At 35.1% G+C, this 20,545-nt stretch carries 19 protein-coding genes and 1 riboswitch; of the genes, 14 read left to right on the top strand and 5 right to left on the bottom strand.

Features of this window, described 5'->3' with window-relative positions:
- Positions 1–75 precede the first annotated feature (75 nt).
- Positions 76–1,125 carry a hypothetical protein gene (locus ACSVI6_RS07330; RefSeq protein WP_491721004.1) on the top strand — a complete coding sequence of 350 codons (1,050 nt, stop codon included), beginning with the start codon at positions 76–78 and terminating at the stop codon, positions 1,123–1,125.
- On the opposite strand, the gene ACSVI6_RS07325 is transcribed toward ACSVI6_RS07330, so the two are convergent.
- Complete coding sequence (locus tag ACSVI6_RS07325) at positions 1,122–1,571, bottom strand: hypothetical protein (protein ID WP_491721003.1); 450 nt, start codon at positions 1,569–1,571, stop codon at positions 1,122–1,124. The genes ACSVI6_RS07330 and ACSVI6_RS07325 overlap by 4 nt on opposite strands.
- A 241-nt stretch (positions 1,572–1,812) precedes the next feature.
- On the opposite strand from ACSVI6_RS07325, the gene ACSVI6_RS07320 reads away from it, so the two are divergent.
- Positions 1,813–2,415, top strand: a complete 603-nt coding sequence (locus ACSVI6_RS07320) for a zinc-ribbon domain-containing protein (RefSeq protein WP_491721002.1) — start codon at positions 1,813–1,815, stop codon at positions 2,413–2,415.
- Between the two features lie 49 nt (positions 2,416–2,464).
- Here ACSVI6_RS07320 and ACSVI6_RS07315 read toward each other — a convergent pair whose 3' ends face one another.
- Positions 2,465–3,865 (bottom strand): FAD-binding oxidoreductase, encoded by a 1,401-nt coding sequence (locus ACSVI6_RS07315; RefSeq protein WP_491721001.1) that lies wholly within the window; start codon positions 3,863–3,865, stop codon positions 2,465–2,467.
- A 155-nt stretch (positions 3,866–4,020) separates the two neighbouring features.
- On the opposite strand from ACSVI6_RS07315, the gene ACSVI6_RS07310 reads away from it, so the two are divergent.
- Positions 4,021–5,385, top strand: coding sequence for a glutamate--cysteine ligase (locus ACSVI6_RS07310; RefSeq protein WP_491721155.1), 1,365 nt, complete (start codon positions 4,021–4,023; stop codon positions 5,383–5,385).
- A gap of 50 nt (positions 5,386–5,435) precedes the next feature.
- Here the strand turns inward: ACSVI6_RS07310 and ACSVI6_RS07305 are convergent, their stop codons facing one another.
- Both ACSVI6_RS07305 and ACSVI6_RS07300 read right to left on the bottom strand, forming a co-directional pair.
- Positions 5,436–6,359 carry an AEC family transporter gene (locus tag ACSVI6_RS07305; RefSeq protein ID WP_491717481.1) on the bottom strand — a complete coding sequence of 308 codons (924 nt, stop codon included), beginning with the start codon at positions 6,357–6,359 and terminating at the stop codon, positions 5,436–5,438.
- Between the two features lie 46 nt (positions 6,360–6,405).
- Complete coding sequence (locus tag ACSVI6_RS07300) at positions 6,406–7,386, bottom strand: ketopantoate reductase family protein (protein WP_491717480.1); 981 nt, start codon at positions 7,384–7,386, stop codon at positions 6,406–6,408.
- Positions 7,387–7,501: 115 nt separating this feature from the next.
- Between ACSVI6_RS07300 and ACSVI6_RS07295 the strand changes: the two genes are divergently transcribed.
- From ACSVI6_RS07295 to ACSVI6_RS07275, 5 genes are all read left to right on the top strand, one after another.
- Positions 7,502–8,149, top strand: coding sequence for a DNA-3-methyladenine glycosylase (locus tag ACSVI6_RS07295; RefSeq protein ID WP_491721000.1), 648 nt, complete (start codon positions 7,502–7,504; stop codon positions 8,147–8,149).
- 18 nt (positions 8,150–8,167) lie between these two features.
- Complete coding sequence (locus ACSVI6_RS07290; protein ID WP_491720999.1) at positions 8,168–9,307, top strand: exonuclease SbcCD subunit D; 1,140 nt, start codon at positions 8,168–8,170, stop codon at positions 9,305–9,307.
- On the top strand, positions 9,304–12,435 hold the full coding sequence (locus ACSVI6_RS07285; protein ID WP_491720998.1) for an AAA family ATPase: 3,132 nt from the start codon (positions 9,304–9,306) through the stop codon (positions 12,433–12,435). Before ACSVI6_RS07290 ends, ACSVI6_RS07285 begins: the two co-directional genes overlap by 4 nt.
- A 4-nt stretch (positions 12,436–12,439) precedes the next feature.
- Positions 12,440–12,586 carry a hypothetical protein gene (locus ACSVI6_RS07280; RefSeq protein ID WP_491717476.1) on the top strand — a complete coding sequence of 49 codons (147 nt, stop codon included), beginning with the start codon at positions 12,440–12,442 and terminating at the stop codon, positions 12,584–12,586.
- A gap of 74 nt (positions 12,587–12,660) precedes the next feature.
- Positions 12,661–13,188 (top strand): hypothetical protein, encoded by a 528-nt coding sequence (locus ACSVI6_RS07275; protein WP_491720343.1) that lies wholly within the window; start codon positions 12,661–12,663, stop codon positions 13,186–13,188.
- A 147-nt stretch (positions 13,189–13,335) separates the two neighbouring features.
- Here the strand turns inward: ACSVI6_RS07275 and ACSVI6_RS07270 are convergent, their stop codons facing one another.
- Positions 13,336–13,656, bottom strand: a complete 321-nt coding sequence (locus ACSVI6_RS07270; RefSeq protein WP_491717474.1) for a hypothetical protein — start codon at positions 13,654–13,656, stop codon at positions 13,336–13,338.
- Positions 13,657–13,905: 249 nt separating this feature from the next.
- Here ACSVI6_RS07270 and ACSVI6_RS07265 point away from each other — a divergent pair, with 249 nt between their 5' ends.
- From ACSVI6_RS07265 to thiW, 6 genes are all read left to right on the top strand, one after another.
- Complete coding sequence (locus ACSVI6_RS07265; protein WP_491720997.1) at positions 13,906–15,579, top strand: hypothetical protein; 1,674 nt, start codon at positions 13,906–13,908, stop codon at positions 15,577–15,579.
- A 92-nt stretch (positions 15,580–15,671) separates the two neighbouring features.
- On the top strand, positions 15,672–15,965 hold the full coding sequence (locus tag ACSVI6_RS07260) for a hypothetical protein (protein ID WP_491717472.1): 294 nt from the start codon (positions 15,672–15,674) through the stop codon (positions 15,963–15,965).
- Positions 15,966–16,076: 111 nt separating this feature from the next.
- Positions 16,077–17,264 carry an MFS transporter gene (locus tag ACSVI6_RS07255; RefSeq protein WP_491717471.1) on the top strand — a complete coding sequence of 396 codons (1,188 nt, stop codon included), beginning with the start codon at positions 16,077–16,079 and terminating at the stop codon, positions 17,262–17,264.
- A gap of 236 nt (positions 17,265–17,500) precedes the next feature.
- Positions 17,501–18,745 (top strand): M20/M25/M40 family metallo-hydrolase, encoded by a 1,245-nt coding sequence (locus ACSVI6_RS07250; protein ID WP_491720996.1) that lies wholly within the window; start codon positions 17,501–17,503, stop codon positions 18,743–18,745.
- A gap of 400 nt (positions 18,746–19,145) precedes the next feature.
- Positions 19,146–19,775: a deoxynucleoside kinase gene (locus tag ACSVI6_RS07245; protein WP_491720995.1), complete on the top strand. Its 630-nt coding sequence runs from the start codon at positions 19,146–19,148 to the stop codon at positions 19,773–19,775.
- A gap of 61 nt (positions 19,776–19,836) precedes the next feature.
- Positions 19,837–19,929: riboswitch (TPP riboswitch) on the top strand.
- 78 nt (positions 19,930–20,007) lie between these two features.
- A complete protein-coding gene (gene thiW / locus ACSVI6_RS07240; protein ID WP_491717467.1) occupies positions 20,008–20,520 on the top strand; it encodes an energy coupling factor transporter S component ThiW in 513 nt (170 codons plus the stop codon).
- The last annotated feature ends 25 nt before the right edge of the window (positions 20,521–20,545 follow it).

The following is a 20,545-nucleotide window of genomic DNA, read 5'->3' as shown; positions in this document are numbered from 1 at the left end:
TTTTTAATTAAAATGTAAAATGTTGAAACATTGAAAAGCGTATAATAAAGCGGTATACGTTTGGGAGATGAAGTAATGAAGCATATAAATGTGGGGTTGTTGTTTTTAATTGCATTTACTTTATTTATAGCAATTGATTGTCAGTGTGTTTCTGCAATGACGATCCGCAATCAAAAGCAACCCGCTGTAACAAGGACAAACAAAGTAAAGATGGTTGATAATCCTAATATCACAAGGTTAGTCCCTAGGGTCTATTCGAATGGTTATTATCCTAATTCTGGGCGAATCAACCATATGCGAGTTACTGGCGGCGTTAAAAAGGTAACGTTTTCAACTAGCTATTTTTTATCATATAATAATTCGGCCACGTGGGCTGCGCCACAAAGTGCTGCTAGGGTAGGACGGTATGTCTATGTGATGTATAACTATAATGGCAGTCCTGATGATCGACGCGATTTTATTGTAAGGTATGATACTAAAAAAATTAAGCGGCATGGAATCTCCTTATCAAATAAAGATTCGAAACTAAATGGTGTAAAAGTAGGCCCAGTATTTAGAGGTGGGCATGGCCAGTCATTAGCTTATAATCCTAAGAATAAGCAGCTATGGTTTATTAACGTTGGGCGGGGCTCTTATTATCATGCGAGTGCAGAGCGATTAAGTATCAAGACCCTACGTCCAAACTACAAAATTAATTTTAAGTTTGCATATAACAGCAGCTTTATTGATAACACACTTGCTTTTGATAAGCATGGTCGGGCTTATACCTATGTGAGAAGTGGGGGTGGCAACGTTGTGAAGGGAGCATATAAAATTTACTATGGATCAATTTCTACGCACCGCGTTCATTTTCGATTAGCTAGACGTGCGATTCGCCACGCAGCTGGTCCAATTCCACAGGGGATGGGGTATAATCCCAAAAGTAATCGCCTTTATTTTGTATCAGATGGCTGTATTTTATCGATTCCTGCCAATAAAGTTAATACCCTCAAAAGACACGATATTAAATATGTTCATGTTAAAACGAATCGAGAATTTGAGGGAATTACATTTGATCGAAAAGGGCATGGATTACTATTGGCTATGCGACCAGCTGAATTAATGAAGGTTTCAGGAAGCTTTTAATTATTCTTGAAAATATCACAAATGGTGATGATTAAGTTGGTAGCATCGACAAAAGAACTTAATTGAATAAAATCTACCCCTGGTAATCCACTTGCTGATTGGATTAGGTAAAGATTTTCAGGAATTAATTCGGTATCCTTAATTTTTTCGGCAACTTCATGGTTTCTTTGAACGTATTGACTTCTGTTTTGTCGATATAGTTCTAAGAAGAATTGATCGGTATTGAGTAACGTAAAATGAACATTATTTTTATTTTCTTCTTGTTGCTCTGCGATTAGTTTTAATTCAAAGTGGGATTTGGATAACTTACCTTCTAGCGTAATGTTAATTTCGGGATCAGATTTTGATGAGTCGATCTCAATTTCTCTTATTCGAACTAAGCTAAATTTAGTATTCATTTCTGATTGAACGATTTTAGCCATTTCAAATCCAGTGATTTTAGTCATATTGATAAACATTCCCTTTTGAATTGATAAATTGATGTCATGACGTCATAAGCATTATAATAGCTTATAACCATGGGGATTGATGCTCTTTAGAACTGATTAGGTTAATCAAAATAGATGTTAAATCAGGCAAAATGTAAATGGGAAAGGGATTTGACCAGTCCCATTTATTTTATTGTTAGTATCTAGTATGAACATGTTATCATTAAAATAATAATAGTAATAATGAAGGTGAACGATGATGATTAAAAATAAAAGGTGTCCTGAATGTGGGACAACGGTAACGGCTAATGATATGGTCTGCCCTAACTGTGGGTTTAGTTTTAAAGCGGTTAAAGCAATTGGTGCGGGGAGTAATTTTACTAATCATGAAAATAATTACAATCTAAGTGTTAAGCTACCAGAGATTATTTCTAGTAGCTTAGATGAAGATATCCAAGTTGACCAAATTTCATCATATAAGAAGGCAATGGGGTTTTCTGATCGAATTGACAATATTGTTTTCGCTCAAAATTATAATCGAAAACAATCGTTGGCTTTAATATGGGACTTATTAGTTGCTAAGTCATACATATTATCGTTCGAAAAGAATGGCATTTTATTTATAGGCATTGGGGCCTCAGGTCAATTAACCGGAAAGAATGCATATTTAGATGATGCTGAAATTAAAGAATTTGATTTTAGATACGGGTTTGGGAAAAGGGTATTAACAATTCGTTCAACTAGGGGCGTATTAAAAATGACTTGTCCCTTAACGATTAAACACAATACATTTCAAAAGAAAAATTTAGTAAATTTAGCTGAATTAACTGATCAATACAATACTTGGATTGATGAAAAATAACAGGATTATATAATTGAAAAAGCCACGATGATGAAGTGGCTTTTTTAATTTAGTTAATTTTTTGTTTTGGATTTAAAATGTGCATTGGATCTAATAGTGATTTAATCTGTTGTTGAAGGTAGTCAACGTTAGCGCCAAGTTGAATTTGAGTCCATTGATTTTTTAACAATCCCACTGAATATTCCCCAGTAATGGTACCATTTAATTCAATTGTCTTTTGGTAAAGTTTTTCAACCGCCATGATTACTTCATCAGGAATCTTAGGCGCATCTTTAGGCCAACCAATAATCGGATGGACTGTTCCATCGCCAGCATATGCCGCCGTAAAAAGATTGACAGATAATTCAGTTCTTAACTTGTTTGCATAATCCATTAGGTTAGTAAATTGGCTTAGTGGAACGGTTAAGTCAGACATAAAAAATTGACTATTTTTATCGGAATAAATTGCCGGGAACATCGCCATCGCTAGTCCAGCAATCTTTTTAGCCTCATCCGAATTAGAACTAATTTGAATTTGTTTACCATCATATTGCTCAAAAATATTTGTGAGCAATTTTTCGGCTTCTTCGTTACTGCCATCAATTTTAACGATCAACATGGTCTGACCATCCTTGGTGTATTGGGATCCGTTTAATTTATCCATTGCTGTAAGGATGTTGACATCGAAAGATTGCATTAATGAAGGATATACGCCTGATTTTCTAACTGCAGTGGCGACTGCATTTAAGGTTGATAGGTCCTTGAATACTGCTGAGCCAGCCACCGTTCTGCCCAATGGAATGGGAAATAATTTAACTGTAATCTCAGTTACAATTCCAAGGGTGCCCTCAGAGCCAACAAATAAGTGGGTTAAATCATATCCAAATGAATTTTTATAGGTTTGGGTCCCAACATGAATCTCGCGGCCATCAGCTAATACAACGGTGAGCGCTAATACTGAATCCTTAGTTGTTCCATAGCGAAGGGCACTGGCACCGCCTGCATTAGTGTTTGTATTACCACCAATCGATGAGAACGTCCTTGAACCAGGATCAGGAGCATATAACATTCCGACCTTAGAAGCTTCCTTATTTAATTCATTATTAATTACCCCTGGTTGAACAACTGCAATTTGATCATTTACATCGATTTTTATAATTTGATTCATCTTAGCAGTTGAGATCATAATTCCGTTTTCAACAGCATTGGAGCCAGAAACAACGCTAGAACCAGTGGTCTTTGGGACAACTGGGAGGTGGTACTTTCTAGCAACGCTCAATACATTTTTGACATCATCTGTACTAGATACGTTCACCAGTGCAATTAAACGGCTATTGGTGGATATCAATCCATCAGAATCACTGCTTTGTGCCTTGAGTTTATCTGCATCGGTAATTATTTCAGAATCAGCAACGCTATTTTTTAAATCGTTGATAACATCACTTTTTGAAAAAGCTTTAAAAATCCCCATAATGTTCCTCCTAAAAATTAATTATACTTTAATTTTAATGCTTTTTTGATTTTGCACAATCAATATGCTCACATTGGTAGCTATCAATTGTAAGTCGTTGTTATCTGTTATAAAATTTACCTAATATAGTTATTGGATGAAAGTCGGTGAAGCAAATGTTTAATGAAATTGGAGACGCAATTATTAAAAATCAGTTAGTAGCTGAAGCTGCTAAAATTGGAACAGGGATCGAAGTGGAACGTGATCGAATTGATGAAAATGGTCATCTAAGTCAAGCACCATACCCAAAAAACATTGGAAATGAGGCTAGTAACCCTTGGATCACCAATGATTTTTTGGAAACGATGTCTGAAGTGGTTACGCTACCTGCTAAGGATGATTTAGATACGCTCCACTATTCGTACGCAATTACACTGGTCCTTAGAAAGGCACTTGCTAAGGGAGAATTATTATGGCCACTGTCAATGCCTCCTGTATTACCCACTGTAAAGGATGAATCATTATTAGCTAAAGCGAGTCCTAAGAAGCGAAAATATATCGAGGGTTTGTACCATCGTTATGGAGTTTCTAGACAAACACCCAGCGGTGTTCACATTAACGTAAGTTTAGCTCCGCAATTGATTGATTTTTTATTACATCACTTTAGCGATAAGTTTGATAGTAAGGTCGATGTTCAAAACTATGTGTATCCAATCGTTGCACAGGGATTTATTAAATATCGGTGGTTATTGACCTACCTATTTGGGGCTAGCCCAGTTGCTCAGGCCAACTATTTTGAAAATGGTGAGGGGCCTAGTCATCCAATTAGAAGTATTCGGCAAAGTAGTTATGGCTACCCAACTTCTTTTGCGGTTGATTATTCAAGTGTTGAAAAATATGCTGAAAAAATTATGAATGCTGTTAATGATGGCAAGATCATGTCAATTGCTGAATTTTACGGTGCGGTTCGTTTCAAGGGTAGTAAGGACTTGAACGAATTAGTTGAAAAGGGAATTAAATACTTAGAATTAAGAATGTTTGATTTAGATCCCACTACTGATGTTGCGTTGAGAACTACGACGTTGAGGTTTGTTCGACTATTAATGATGTATTTTGTGATGGTCAATCCAGTGAGTGCTGATGCTAATGTTGAAGCCGAATTGAAAAAAGCCCAGTTAATGAACGAGCATGTGGCAACCGAAAATCCTGCTAATAAGTGTGAATATGAAAAAGAGGCACGTGAATTTATTGCTAATTTACGTCGATTTGTTAACTATTTGGAATTAGGCCCTGAGTATTTGGAAGTGCTTGATAGTGTGCAGGATAAAATTGATGATCCTAATCATACCCTTAATGGTTACTTAGTTACTAAAATTAAGGACGGATCCTTACTAGATTTTGGAATTCAAAAAGCAAAGCAATACCAAGAAGACGGCCTAGAAGCTGATTATTCCTTCGATGGATTCAAGGGGACTGACGGCAATGTTGATATCCATGAATTAAAACAAGGGTTATTCGATGGAAATTGGCAACCGAAATAAAAAAATCCCACTACTTGATAAAAGTAGTGGGATTTTTAAGCAATTCAGTTTTAGATACCTCTAATTAACATAATTGCTGCTAATGTGAAAATGGAAATAACGGTTGAGAAAAAGAGCGTAGAAACCATTTCTTGTTCAGCAACATGGTATTGATTAGCAAAAGTTGTAATAATTGCAGCACTTGGGATTCCAGTTGTAACTAAAATTTGAGTCATTACTGGTTGATTAGTATTTGTAAGGGTCATTAACAAGAACATGATGATTGGAACAATGATCAACTTTAGAAATACATTTTTAGCAACATTGAACGACATACTTGGCTTGAGTCGTTGTAGAATAATTCCTGATGAGAATAACGCCATACCACTCGTCGTCCCACCAAGAACGGTAAATACCCTAGCCCAGACTGGATCGATAGTAAAGCCTAGTAATACCAAGATAGAAGCAATAATGGGTGCAAAAACAACAGGTTTCTTAAATGCAGCAGCAAAGTGGCTGAGATAGTTAGTATCGCCACTTTTATCCATTGAAATTAAGATGATAGTAACAGGCATTTGAAATAGATTCAAAATAATTCCACCAAATGAGATAATGAGGGCACTTTCCTTTGGAAATACTGCTCCCAAAATGATTGGACCCACATAAACGATTGATGGACCATTAATTGCCAATGCTCTAATCCCAGCAATACTAATTGGTCTTTTAAGTAGATAGTGTGAAATGGCAAATGTGATTATATATCCACCAATCATGGCAACCATTACCCAAAAACCGACTGCAAGGTTATCAATGATTGTAGCACTTTTGATCGAGATGATGCTTCCAAATAAACTGAACGGAAGTGCATAGCCCAATATAAATGAATTGAACTTAGTGGCATCGTTTAAGTCGAATTTTTTTCGATAGGAAGCATAATACCCAACCAATAAGGTTACAATAATAGGACAAAGAGCACTAACTACTTTATTTAACATAATAATTTCCTCCTGTGTTGAACATTAGATTTTTTCAGAATATTAATTAGCTATTCTGGACATGTTCAACATAGGATGCAAGGTCAAAGTTTCCGGCAAATTCTGCAAGGTGAACTAAGTTACGTAAGAAATCATGAGTTGAAGCTTCATAGTGATACTTAACACCTAAATCATAGATGTAACCATTGATGTAATCAACTTCGGTTGGCCGTCCCTTTGAAAAGTCTTGGTACATTGATGGATAGTGAAGGGGATTTCCAACTTCACTAACGTACTTAACCGTTTCCCATTCATCTTCACGAGTCCCTAATAGTTTAATGTTTGCTCTTTCACAAACATCGTATGCTTCGTTAATTAATTGACGGGATAACTTTTCAGCAGTTGGTGATTGAATGAATTCACCCATTGGAATCTTCATCATCGTACAGAGGGTGTTAACAACTGAGTTAAAGATGATCTTTGATAATAAAGTCCCCATAAAGTTAGTGGTTAACGTTGGGTTTAAGTTCGCTTTTTGAAAATCATCCATAATTTGATGGGTAGTATCGTCAGGCTTTTCAGTTTGGTTAGCGAAGTGCATTGAACCCGCACCAGGCTTACCAATAAAGTCAACATCTCCAGGCTTGTTAAGAACGGTTCCGATTAGAGCAGTTCCACCGATCACCTTATCTTCGGCGAAGTATTTATCGAACTTTTCGATATGCCCCATTCCGTTCATTCCACTAACGACGTATTGCTTGTCTGTGAAGAAATGAGCACATCGTTCTAACATCTCAGACAAGCCCATTTGCTTAGTAAATACTATGTATGCATCAGGATTGCCCTTATATTCTTCAGGGAAGTAAATATTAACTGGGACTAAATGGCGGCCTTGACCATCTCTTGAGACATAAACGCCACCTTGTTCCTTAATTTTGTTTACTTCTGGTTCCCAATCATCGACAAAGTCAACTGGGAAACCAGCCTCCTGTAGTAAAACACCGATTCTTAATCCCATGGCTCCAGCGCCTAAAACTGTATATTTCATAAAAGTCACTCCAATCTAATTGATTTTTAATAATTTTATCACTTTCAAATTAAATTGCAACCTTTTTATTAGAATGAACTTTATATATAATAATTAAATAACGGAGGAATTGGTTATGAAATCTAATCAAATTGATTTAGTTAAGCACTTTTTTAGCAATCGGCCGACAGAGGCGATTACTGAAGATTGTCTGGGGCGTAAGTTAATTTATAACGGGCCATTTGGTATTGTTTCCGTATATATTGTTGAAGCTGAGGCGTACCTTGGTGAAAATGATTCTACTGCACACGCTTATCACGGGCGAAGGACGGCTTCTGTTGAACCGCTATATGGTGAGCCTGGAACTGTCTACATTTATTCCATTCACGGACGGTATTTATTTGATGTGGTTACCCAACAAAAGGACGTTCCACAGGGGATTTTGATTCGTGCTGGAGAACCATGTTCTGGGATCGATATTATGAATAAGAATCGAGCTAAACACGGCAAGGACTTAACCAATGGCCCAGGCAAATTGATGGAAGCATTTGGAATTCAAGATATGAAAATGAACCAGTTATTTGTAAATGATTGTCCCATCAAAATCGATCTAAATGATCGAAAAATGCCACAAAAGATAGGAACGGGTGCTAGAATTGGAGTTAACCAAAACGGTCCTTCTGCTAAGTTGCCGCTTAGGTTTTATGTCGCTGGTAATTCTTATGTTTCTGGAATTTTAAAGCGGGATGTTTTACCTAATAACGGTTGGCAAAAAAATAAATAAATTAAGGAGAATTGATTAATGCGATTATTACACACTGCAGATTGGCATATCGGAAGGCGCTTGCATGGATTTGATCTAGAAGCAGAACAGCGCAATGCATTTGCTCAAATTGAACAAATTGCAAGGGATGAGAAAGTTGACGGCATTATAATTGCTGGCGACTTATACGATCGTAGTTTACCATCAGAACAATCAGTTCAATTGTTGAACCAAACGTTGAAAAAATTGAACCTAACCGATCAGCTCCCGATTTACGCAATTTCAGGAAATCATGATAGTGCAACACGTTTATCGACGGGTAGTGAATGGTTCAGAGATACTAATCTGTATATCAATACTAAGGTGGCTCAGGCTTTTTCACCAATTGAGTTTTCGGACGTGCAGTTATTTTTATTACCCTTTTTTGAACCGTTTGAAGTCCGTCAATATTTTAATGATGATTCAATTCAACATATTGATCAAGCTTTCGCTGCAATTATTGATGAGATGAAAAAAAGTTTTGCGCCTAATAAAAAACACGTCTTAGTTTCCCACTTCTTTGCTGCTGGTAGTGCGACCACTGATTCTGAGACTCGGTTAACCGTGGGGGGCTTAGCAGCAGTTCCGACTGCAATGCTTACCGATTTTGACTATGTAGCATTAGGCCATCTTCATGGGAAGGATGCAATTCATGAAGCACGGATTCAATATAGCGGGTCTCCTGTTAAATTTTCGCTGTCTGAAGCTAATCAACAAAAGGGAATATTTATCGTTGATACAAATGATGTAACCAACCGTCAGTTCTTTCCAATTTCACCATTGCATGATGTTAAACAGTTAACTGAATCTTTTGAAACATTAATGGATCCTAATTACTATCAAGATATAAATCGGGATGATTACATTGGGATTAGCATTACTAATCAAAATCAAATTGCAAATATGATGGCGCAGTTACGGAAAATTTACCCCAAAATTATTGAACTAAAACGTCAAAATGGTTATGAGATGGCCTTTAAATATAGCGGTGAAAGTGCTAAACAGATTAGATCCGCCGATCCGTTAGAATTGATGAAGCGATTCTATCGTAAAATAGCTAAGCAGGAATTAACTGAGGATCAGTTGAAGTGGGCCCAAGCGGCCCTTAAGGATGTTCAAAATGGGGGTAAGGATAAATGAAACCATTAACTTTAAGATTAAAAAATTTTGGACCATATGAAGATGAATTGATTGATTTTACCCAACTGAATAAATCATTACTTTTTTTAATCTCGGGACCAACTGGTAGCGGAAAAACGACCATTTTTGATGCAATTACATTTGCACTCTATGGTGCTGGTGCTAGTGATGATCGCTCTGTTGAGCAAATGCGTTCTGATTTTGCTAATCCTAATTTAGAGACTTCTGTTGATTTTAAATTTGAGCATCAAGGAACGGTGTATTTAGTTCATCGCGAACCAAAACAGTTACGAAATAAGAAACGTGGAGACGGACAAAAAGAATACGGAGCGCTGGGGCGCTTAAAAATTTTTGAAAATGGCATTGAAAAAGCCGAGATTACTAAGCTACAACAAATTAACCTCAAATTAAACGACGTATTACAGATTAATCGCCAACAATTCATTCAAATTATTCTATTACCACAAGGAGATTTTAAAAATTTCTTAGATGCTGATAGTGCTGATAAAGAAACCGTCTTACGGCGGATTTTTAAGACGCAATTATATCAAAAATGGGGGGATAATTTAAAAGAACGATTAAAGGTTGAAGCTAATCAGAATAAAGAATGGGAATTAGCGATTGAAAAGGATCTTAGTAGTATTGATTGGCAAACTGCTGATAGTGAATTTCAGGAACTAAGTTTTGGACAAAAAATTGAAATTTTGAAGCAGCAAAGGACATCTGAATTGGGGAAACTTAATGATGATGAAGTTAAAATGCACAATGCGCAGTCGGATTATGATGATTTAAATCAGAAAATAAACGCTGCCCAAAAAATTAATGAACAGATTGAAGAATTAAATGATTATGAACAACAAAGAGTATCCCTGTATGCTAAAAAAGCAGCTTTTATGCAAATAGAACAGCAAATTAGTGAATTGGAATGGGCTAAGAATCAACAACCTACCAATCAAAGAATCAACGAAATGAAAGATCAGATTGATAATTTAAACCTGAAATTGGCTAGCGTAGATCAAGAACTAACAACGAAAAAGCAAGCACGAGTAACCCTTGATTCTGAAAGTCAAGAATTAGCTAATGATTTGCAAGCTCAAAAAAGACGAACTGATCAGCTTTCCATTTATAAACAACAAAGGCCACTTTTTGAAAAGCACCAATTGAAACAAAACGAGCTAAAATCAGCTTTGGCAGAAGCAATAAAAATCCAATCAAAGATTGATGAATTATCCGATCAGCAAAAAGATTTAACTCAAAAAAGGCAAGCTAATGCTGACAAAACAAGTAAATTAACTACATTAAGGGAAGATCAACTCCGAATTGAAAATCGAATTAACCAATTAAAGCCGCTTGTTCCAAGAGTTGAGCAGTTAAATGCCCAAATTAACGATTTAAATCGTTTACAAAATGAACTCGACCATAATCAATCTCAAATTAAAGTTGCGCATACCAATGTTCAAAATTTAAAAGCCCATTACGAAGCATTGAATAATGATTTTATAACTAATCAAATCTTAGTTCTTTCTAGCAAACTAAAGGATGGGGTTCCCTGTCCAGTTTGTGGTAGTATTCAACATCCTCGTCCCGCTGAAGATGTTGAAAATAAAAATATTACTGAAGAGTTAGTGAATATTGCTAATGATGAGTACCATCAAGCTGAGCAGAAATTGACCGAACTTAAATCTAAGGTAAGCGAGCAAAGTGGTCAGGTTGCTAAGCAAAATGATGCTATTGAAAAGATTAAAAATGGAATAATTAGTGAAACTAGTCGGCTGACTACAATCCAGAATACTATCACTGGAACCGAGTTAGATACTGTAATCAATGAACAATTAAGGACAGCCCAGCAATCCCTTAATACCAATTTTGAACAGATACAGGAATTAGATCAATTAACTAAATTGGATTCTAAAATGCAAATAGAGCTTTTACAATTAAATGATGAGTATGATGAATTTGTGCAATCTAAAAATCAAAGTGATATGGAAATTCAAACTATTCGAACGCAATTAATTGATATTAATAGTAGTATGCCTAATGAAATTAAGGATTTAGATTCATTGGATGCTAAAGTAAGTGAATTAAAAATTGCCATTGATGATTATCAAAACAAAGTTAATCAGCTTAATCAAAGAAAAACTGATAATCGTGAATCAATCGTTTCATTAGAAACACAATTAAAAAAACTGCAAGATGATGTTGATGGTTTAAAAAAGGATTACCAAAGTAAAAAAGCGTATTTGGATTCGCAAATTTTAAAATATTTTAAGGATAATGATTATGACAAATTCATTCATTTGTTAAGCCAGTTAGATGAATTAAGTATGTTACAATCAAGGGTTACCAAATATCACCGTGACGTTGATTTGGTCGAAAATAACATCGTTACTTATCGAAAGCTAGTGGGGAATCAAAAAACCGTTGATTTGATTCAAGCGAATGCAAAGTTGACCCATTTAAATCAGATTGTAGTTGATTTAAAGAATCAATATCAGCAAAAACGGGATGCCTTTAACTTAAATGACACGCTTTTAAATCAAGTTATTAATAGCTATAACCAAATTGGTAGCCAAGCACAAAAACTAAATGAGTTGACCCTTCTTTCCGAAACTGTCAATGGGAAGGGGGATGCTAAGTTAAGCTTAGAACGATATGTATTAAGAGCTCAACTAGTAGAAATTTTATTAGTAGCGAACCAATATCTGGATGAACTAAGCTCGAATCGCTATCGATTAAATTTGCATGAAGGAATCGGTGCTAGTCAAAAAGATACGGGCCTTGAGATTGATGTGTTTGATGATAATGTTGGTCAATCACGTGGGGTTAGTACGTTATCCGGGGGCGAAAGTTTTATTGCGTCTTTGAGTCTGGCATTAGCATTAGGAGAAGTCATTCAAAATGAGTCTGGTGGAATTAGTATTGACACCTTATTTATTGACGAAGGATTTGGTTCTTTGGATCGCGAAACATTGCAGACAGCAATGGAAGCACTTGCAAATATTGAATCTTCAGACAGAACGATTGGGATTATTAGCCACGTTGCCACTCTTCAAGAACAAATTCCGATTCAACTAAGGGTAACACCGCTAGGGCAGGGACGTAGTAAAACTAACGTTGTTATCCCGTAAGGAGATGAATACTATTAAATTACTACTTTTCTTTAGGCAACAATTGCATGGCTATACGTTAGATGACCGAACATTATGGTTATTGACGGGGACGATCTTAATTGCTTCGATTGTTACGATCATCATTATTTTATTAAGGAATCGAAAATAGGCATTAATTTGTAACTACATTGAAACACTATTATTTAATGATTAGGATTAAAATATACTGGGGTGATTATATTAATGAAAACTAAATTGATGTTAACTGTACTTGGAATGTCCATTTTATTAGCAGGATGTTCGAGTGAGAGTAGTGACGGTCAATTTTCTGGCCACTCAAAGGGGATTACAGTTGCAGTTAATCGTTCTAAAAAAGAGGCTAAAAGTCAGTCTGAAAGAAATAATAATATGCTTAGGACTGCTGATTATCAAAAAATTGATTCCGCAACGATTCAAAATGCGTTGAATAAAGATCAAATTGCTAGTGCCAAGGCGCAGATTGCCAATAAAAAATTGATTATCAATGGAGCGGTTAAAACCATTGGTAAGGTTAAGGATAACCAAAAATCAATGGTCATTACTTCTAAAGATCAAACATACCTAGTATATGGAAAACCAGTTGTTTTCAATAAGATTAAGCTAGGTGATCATGTTAAAATTTATGGGAATGGATTGGCTTTAATGAATAGTAAAGCTAGTGAGTTTGGGATTAGCTCTGAAAATATTAATAGTAAGACCCTACTTTTTGATGCTAATCAAATTAATAAATAAGTGATTTTATCTCCACTATTCTATGTATAAAATCCTTAATCCATACTTTGACTTTATGGATTAAGGATTTTTTGGTGAATATTTAATAATATTTTAAATGACTTTGTTCGCATTAACTTTTTTCAACATCAGTGGACCACTGAGAGGTTATTTTTCCTCGTAATTTTTAAATGATAGATACAATTGCATAATTGGGAACTTGATAATCGGAATCCCAACGGTAATTAAAATTATAAACATGCCCTCTAGTAATAATGGCTTATTAGTAAGAAATTTAACATGCACACTCCACAGGGCGATAAAGGCAATCGTTAGGATTAATGTTCCTAATAATTGGGCTTTCCAGAAGATCCAATTAAATTTTTGTATTTGATCAAAGCTATACCAACCGATGATGAGATGAGAAAAACCAGCAGTTAACCAGATTGCTGAAGCAACAACGCACAGATTGATTATAAACATCCTCATAATCATTCCCCCTTAAATTTACAATTTTTTTACATTTCATTGATTTAATTATAGTATGGATAATTGTATAATTAAATGATTGAGTTAAAAATAATGAAAGGAACCAATAACTTGCGATTAAAAAGTGGTTATCCATACATAATAATACTAATAATTGCATTAGTGATTTTGTACCCGCAAGTGCATTCACATGCTTTTATTTATGGAGTAGATTCTGCGTTTCATATGAATCGATTCTATGATACAGCAATGCAAATAAAAACGGGTCAATATAGTTATTTTCAATCTTTTTTTGGCTTTCAACAATCTGGTCGTGTTGTCAATGCTCTTTATGGTCCCTTATTTGCTTATTTTAATGGATTGCTATTGTTATTAGCAAAGACTTGGTATCGTTACCAAATTTTAAGTTCCTTCCTAGTTTTATTTATTAGCGGTAGTTTGATGTATCGTTTAGCAGTTAAAAATAATATTAAGAACTATGTTGGGATTTTTATTGCGGTAATTTATATGATGTCTGATCCAGTAATGGCGTGGATCGTTGGACAACAATTTACTGGATGGGGAGCAGCTATTTTGCCGCTATCTTTATTAATGGGCACTGAAATGGTTCGTAAAAGGCGAATATCAGTTATTAGATTAGCAATTGCAATGGCACTTTTATTACAGATCCATGTTATGACATCACTGATGGCAGCGTTAGCCTTGATTCCATTTTTCTTTGCAGCTTTGTATTTATCAACACAGCGCCTAAAGTTGATTTATCAGTTATTGTTATCCATTGGTTTAACACTAATATTAACTGCAAATGTTTGGGGTGGAATGTTAGAATTATCAACCTCTAATAATTTGTTACCAGTTGCACCTGGGATTAATGTAAGTGTTACTGCACCACGGATAGCTGGTCAATCACAGGCAGTATTGGCAAGTGCTGCTAGTACAGGGGTTGGTTCTGGTTTAAATACGCTTGGTGTTAGTGCAGCGTTTTTATTTATTTTAATATCGATTGGTTTATACTTAGTGTTTAATTTTAAGCGGGTGCAGGGTTTAGTATGGTTAGTTACGGGAAATGGAATTTTATTTTTGTGGATCGCTTCAGATTACTTTCCGTGGCACCATTTAGCGGATTGGATTCCTTCCGTTGACTATATCCAATTTCCATCACGATTTTTGGTAGTTGCAACGGTCTTATTATTACTAGCGTTTGGGATGTGCTTATCTAATCTGAATCATTCTATTATCGTTAATTGTGGTAAAGTTATTTTTGCAGTTTTTATTCTTATAACTTTCAATCGAAATGTGAACCATGAAATTCAAAACGGAGTGAATACCTATCGGTCCAAGCAAGTGGTATTGCCAGATCGTAATTTAACGGTTAGCCCCGATAAGCCTGCTAAACTTAGAGCCATGTTTAATGATGATAATTTATCTGATGCCATTAACGCTTTTAATAAACCCACTCCTGATTACCTACCGTTTTTTGTTAAGATTAGTCCAGATCAGTATTGGGTGTACCATCCATATCACCTTTATAAGTCACAAATTTTGACTAATCTATCCGTTCAAGATAAAAAAACTAAACAGAAGATGGCACCCATTAAAAAAACTGTAAACAATAATGCGCTAGATATTTCTTGGACCAATCCACTGGATCATAAGTGGTGGGTTTCCATTCCAGTTATCAAGTATGCTAATACGATAGTAGAAATGAATGGCAAGAAGGTAAGCGTTGATACATCAACGATCGGTAAAATATTTATTGATTCTAAGCCTGGGCTCAATCATGCTAAAATTTATTATCAACCAACCCGATGGTTCAACATGGCAGTGTTGATGATGGCATTCAGTTGGGTGGTTCTGATTGGCTACCTAATTTGGAATTGGATCAAAAATTATTTAAAAAAATTGAAAATAATTGAAAATTAGATTGATTCTAATCAAAAAGTTTTGTAATATATGAAATAAATGAGCCATATTCATTTGAAATGTTACTGACATAGAAAGGTTGGTATTTAATTATGAAGTTAAAGGATTTTAAATCACACATTATTAAAATGATTGGAACCCCTCTCAAATTTAAACGGACAAAGAATAATTTTTTAATTATTTCTACTAATTCTGGAATTATTAACGACAATTCACATACTTTACTTACGATTAACATGAATAAAAAAAATAAATTTACAATTATTGAAAAATTGAGTAACGACATTAGCGAATACATGGCAATTGTTCAATTAGTCGTCATGTTTGCTGATACAGAACCAAGTGATCGAGAAGATGTTACTAAAAATATGAAACTAGTTAATTAGTTCCTAGTGGTTAAATTAAAAGCCAGCCTAACTTAAGGCTGGCTTTTTTAGTTTAAAATAACTGTGATATACTAACTTTCGTTACTTAATTTTAGAAAGCGGGCCTTAATAATGAAAAAAGTCGAATACTGGCGAAGAAATTTAAACGTGTTGTGGTTCGGTAATTTTATTGCTGGTATCGGGTTTAGTTCTATCAGTCCCTTTATTGCACTGTTTATTGGTCAATTGGGGCATTATGGTAATGAACAAGTATCTTTGCTAAGTGGATTGGCTTTTGCAGCCCCATTTATTGTAAAAATGTTTGTGTCTCCGCTGTGGGGAATATTAGCTGATCGGTATGGCAGAAAGCCAATGTTGTTAAGGGCATCATTAGGGATGGCCATTGTGATCGGTTCGATGAGTTTGGTCACTAATGCGTATGAGCTAATTGGTTTAAGGTTGTTACAGGGGGTTTTTGCAGGATTTATTAGTAATGCAATTGCATTAGTTGCCGCAGAAACACCATCTGAGCATATTGGTCAAGCTTCTGGTAAGATATCGACTGGAAATGTATCTGGAACTTTAATTGGACCATTGATTGGTGGTTTGATAGCAACTAGTTTTGGCTATCGATTTACGTTTTTAATTACGGGTCTTGCAATGCTATTAGCATTCTTACTTAGTTTATTTTTGGTGCATGAACATTTTAAACCGATTGCTAAGGGTGCCAATGAGAAAAGTCCTCATTTCTTACAGGGCATTTCAACAGCTAAGGTAATCATTGCGATGTTTTTAACGACCTTATTTGTTCAGGCCACTAATAACTCTATTTCCCCAATTTTAAGCTTGTACGTTAAACAACTACTACCTACTTCCACATCAATAGCCTTATTTGCAGGGGCTATTCAATCAATTAACGGAATTACGATGATCTTAACTGCCCCATTCTTTGGTAGGCTCGGCGATAAAATTGGTGCTAATAAAGTATTGATGTTTGGATTATTCTTTGCCACGGGGGTGTTCTTAGCTACTTCGTTAACCCAAAACATTTGGGAACTAGGCATCTGTCGTCTTTTAGTGGGGGTATCAGATGCCGCATTACTGCCAATGGTTCAAGCAATGTTAGCAAAAAGCAGTCCAAAGGATAGGATCAGTCAGGTATTTAGTTGGAACCAGAGTTTTCAAGCCGCTGGTAACGTGTCTGGACCGATGATTGGTTCTTCAGTAGTATTATTTGGTGGCTATCGAGGTGTTTTTATCGCAACAGCAATCATAGCTAGTGTTAATTTATTAATAGTTCGTAAACTTAGTAATGGTTAAATGGTTATTCAAATTTAATGATAAGTTTTTTACCTTTAATTTACTAAAAATTTACAGTAATTATTGTATAATAATAAATGATTTAATTTAATCCCCTGGGGCGTAGACTTTTTGGTTTACGGCCCCTTTTTGATTGCTAAAGAATTGACATTTAATATAACGAGACTAGAATATTAGCTAATAATTATGCAATATTATGTTTTTTAATCATTATGGATGGAAGGGGTGATGATTGCGTGGAACAAAGAGAGCAACTAGATATTCTTAAACACTTAGTTAACACTAATACCGTTGCTGATAATGAGGCGATGATTGCTAAATATATTAAGGGCATTTTTGATAAGCATGGAATTAAGAACCAATTAGTCGATCAATTTTCTGGGAGAGCGAATTTGTTAGCTGAAATTGGGAATGGCCATGGCCCCAAATTGGCTTTTGCAGGGCATGAAGATACCGTTCATCAGGGGAACGATAGCGATTGGCAAACGCCACCATTTGACGCAACGGTTAAGGATGGGGTTATATATGGCCGTGGAGTGACTGATATGAAGGGTGGTTTGGCTGCTCAAGTAATTGCAATGGTCATAATTGCAGATTCTAATGTTGAGCTAAATGGGACTTTAAGATTTATGGCAACGATTTCAGAAGAATTGACGCAAGGCGGTGCGCATTTATTAAGTGAAAAGGGGTATGTTGACGATTTAAATGCAATGATAATTGGGGAGCCGACTGGTGTACCAATTAAAGATCTTCACAGCTATTTTAATAGTGGTGGTAATAATACGAACTCTGAAAATCTAAATTTGTTAAGCGGCTCTTCGCATTTTGAACAACACTTTATCGTCGATGCGCATAAGGGAGCATTAATTTATAAAATTGAGAGCTTTGGTAAGGCTGCCCATAGTTCTACTCCTAAGTTAGGAGTTAGTGCAATTGATAATTTATTTGAATATCGTGTTGCTGAACACAAACTATTTGATAGTTTGAAATCGTCAGACGATGATTTAGGATCAACTATATATACTCCAGATATTTTTGTTGGTGGCAAGCAAGTAAATAGTATTCCTGACTATGCTTATCAAGAGGTAATGGTTCGGACGATTCCGCAATTATCTAATGATCAGATTATTAGTAAACTAAGAACGTTAGTTAATTTATTTAACCAACAGTTAAATTTCAAATTAAAATTAACGGTTGAATTTAGTGGCGATCCTGTCAAAAGCAATTCCAATGCTGAGATCATAAAAATTGCAAAGCAATTTGCGAATAATGATTTAGCGGAGCAGTTATCATTACCCTTAATGCAAATTTCAATGGGGACCGATGGCTCTCAATACAAGAAGCGCAACCCACATTTGGACCTAATTGTTTTAGGGCCCGGTAATAACACTGCGCACCAAGCAAATGAATGGATGGATCTAGATTCATATTATCGATTCATTAAATTATATTATGATATTGCTGTAGCATACTTAAAGTAGTTTATGATTGGAAGAAAGTAAATAAGATATGAATGAGATGGAAGCTAAACATCACGCTAACTTAATACTTAAGCGATTGCAACCTTGGTTCAAAGGTCTTTTTAATACTAGATATCGTTTAATTTTGGTAAATGATCAATATGATCGTTGCTATAATTTTTATATGGAAATTAGCCGAAATCAAACGCTTACTAGGGTGGTTCCACTTCATGAAATTGATGATTACGACATGAATGCGTTGTTTTTAATTTTAAGATTTTTAAATCAAGAGTGTCACCTGTCGATTGAGTTTCGTAATTTCACAGCTCAAGAGGTAATCATTTTGAAACACTACTTCCACTAGGATATTATTAAACTGATTTGATATAATGGAAATAACTATTTAATGGGGGTGATCTTAATGATTACATTAGCTGGTACAGTTGGTTCTGGTAAAACATCATTAGCGCAGAAGCTAGCAGAACATTTAGATACGGATGCTTTTTTGGAACCCGTTGAAAGTAATCCAATTTTACCAAAGTTTTATGCAAATCCAAAAAAGTATGGTTTTCTTTTACAAATTTATTTTTTGAATAAACGATTGGAAATGATTAAAAAGGCGCAGACTCATCATAACAATGTTTTAGATCGTTCAATTTATGAAGACTCCGTTTTTACAGATGTTAACTATAAATTGGGTAATATTAACTTAACTGAAAAGAACGTTTATGATAGCCTTTTGAACAATATGATGCAAGAAATACCAAATTCCAACCGTAAGAAAAAACCAGACTTATTGGTTTTCATTGATATTGATATTAATCACCAATTAGAGCATATTAAACGGCGGGGCCGTGAGTTTGAACAGGTTAATAATAATCAACATTTATTGGATTACTATCAAAAATTACAGTTAGCATATCAACGTTGGTATGATAGTTATCGTGAAAGTCCTAAAATGAAGATTAATGGTAATCGTTATGATTATGTTAATAATACTGATGATTTAACTGAAGTACTTAGACAGATCGAATATCACGTTGTTAAATAATTAGTTTTGACTAATTTTATGCATTATAGTAGTATTGATTACGTTATAATAATTTAAAGTATAAATATTAATGGGGTGCCGATTGTTGGCTGAGATTATACCCATGAACCTGATCCAGGTAATGCTGGCGATAGGGATTAATCATAATTCAACCATAATAATCTCTATCTATTTAGATAGGGATTTTTTATTTTGGGACACTATTATTTATTTATACACAGGAGGATGAAGAATGGGTCAACAAAATCGAATTCAAAAGGTAACGATTTTGGCAATTATGATTGCATTGGATTTTGTGCTATCACCGATTTTCAGAATTGAAGGGATGGCACCAATGTCTAGTGTCTTAAACGTTACTGCTGCAGTAATGATGGGGCCAGTTTATGCAACGGTTATGGCAGTCGTGTGTGCATTGATGAGAATGTTATTTTTAGGAATCCCACCATTAGCATTTACTGGGGCTGTCTTTGGAGCATTCTTAGCTGGAATATTGTACTTATATAAGCGTAATACCTGGATGGCAATTATTGGGGAAGTAATTGGCACTGGGTTAATTGGCTCGCTAGCATCATATCCAGTAATGGTTTGGTATACTGGTACACATAGTCAATTGTTTTGGTTTGTATTTACACCTCGCTTTTTTGGTGGGGCAATTTCAGGATCAATCATTGCATACTTGATTCTCCTTAAGTTAGTAAAAACAAATCAATTTAAAAGGATTCAACGGTTATTCTTCAAAAATTAATTGCATTAAAAATTAAAAGCGTAGC

This window comes from Nicoliella sp. ESL1106 (assembly GCF_058509965.1).
The sequence above is the reverse complement of the archived record's forward strand: the minus strand, read 5'-3'. Positions and strand labels throughout refer to the sequence as shown.